Here is a 1,007-nt window from a genome sequence, read left to right as displayed (position 1 = left end):
GGAGCGGCGTGCGGCGGCCACGCCCGTCTGCTCGAGCGCCTGCTCGGGCGACGAGTAGCTCACCTTGCCGTCGAGCGGGCTCTTCTCCTCGGCGAGCTGCGGGGCCTGCTGCACGGCAACCTGCAGGCGCAGCAGCGTGCGCAGGTAGTCCTCGTACATGGACGACGTGAGGTTCTGGAAGGCGTTGTAGGCCTCGTTCTTGTACTCCACGAGCGGGTCGCGCTGGCCGAACGCGCGCAGCCCGATGCCGGACTTGAGGTAGTCCATCTCCTGGAGGTGGGCCATCCAGCGCGTGTCGATGATGCGGAGCATGACCTGGCTCTCCAGCATCTTCATGACCGGCTCGCCCAGCTGCTCGGCCTTCTCGGCGTACACGCCGTCCAGGTACTCCACGAGCGCGTCGGCCAGAAGGCCCGGATCGTCCTCGTGGTCGACGCCGGCCACCTTGAAGTCGTCGCGGCCCGTCATGTTGGCGGCCCACGTCTCCACAGGCCTCACGTCCCAGTCGTCGGAAGGCGCCTTGTCGGGGCAGTTCTCCGCAACCACGGCCTCGGCCGCGTCGCGCACGATCTCGGGGATGCGCTCGGAGAGGTCCTTGCCGTCCAGGATGGCGTTGCGCTCGCCGTAGATGGCGGCGCGCTGCAGGTTCATGACGTCGTCGTACTCCAGCACGTTCTTACGGGCGGAGAAGTGCATGCTCTCCACCTGGCGCTGCGCGCTCTCGATGGCCTTCGACACCATGCCGGCCTGGATGGGCATGTCGTCGGGCATGTCGGTCTTCTCCATCATACGCCCGATGGAGTCCATGCGGTTGCCGCCGAACAGGCGCATGAGGTCGTCCTCGAGCGACAGGTAGAACTGCGTGGTGCCCGGGTCGCCCTGGCGGCCGGCGCGGCCGCGCAGCTGGTTGTCGATACGGCGCGACTCGTGGCGCTCGGTGCCGATGACGGTGAGGCCGCCGGCGGCTATGACCTGGTCGTGCTCGGCGGCGCACACGCGCTTCGCCT

1 protein-coding gene is annotated in these 1,007 nt (G+C 68.3%); it reads right to left on the bottom strand.

What is annotated here, in order from left to right; all coding sequences use genetic code 11:
- Nucleotides 1–1,007: preprotein translocase subunit SecA (locus tag GPA_RS00305; protein ID WP_041239863.1), on the bottom strand; the 1,007-nt coding region annotated here is incomplete at both ends.

Origin of the sequence: Gordonibacter pamelaeae 7-10-1-b (assembly GCF_000210055.1) — a bacterium.
GTDB classification, from domain to species: domain Bacteria; phylum Actinomycetota; class Coriobacteriia; order Coriobacteriales; family Eggerthellaceae; genus Gordonibacter; species Gordonibacter pamelaeae.
The sequence above is the reverse complement of the archived record's forward strand: the minus strand, read 5'-3'. Positions and strand labels throughout refer to the sequence as shown.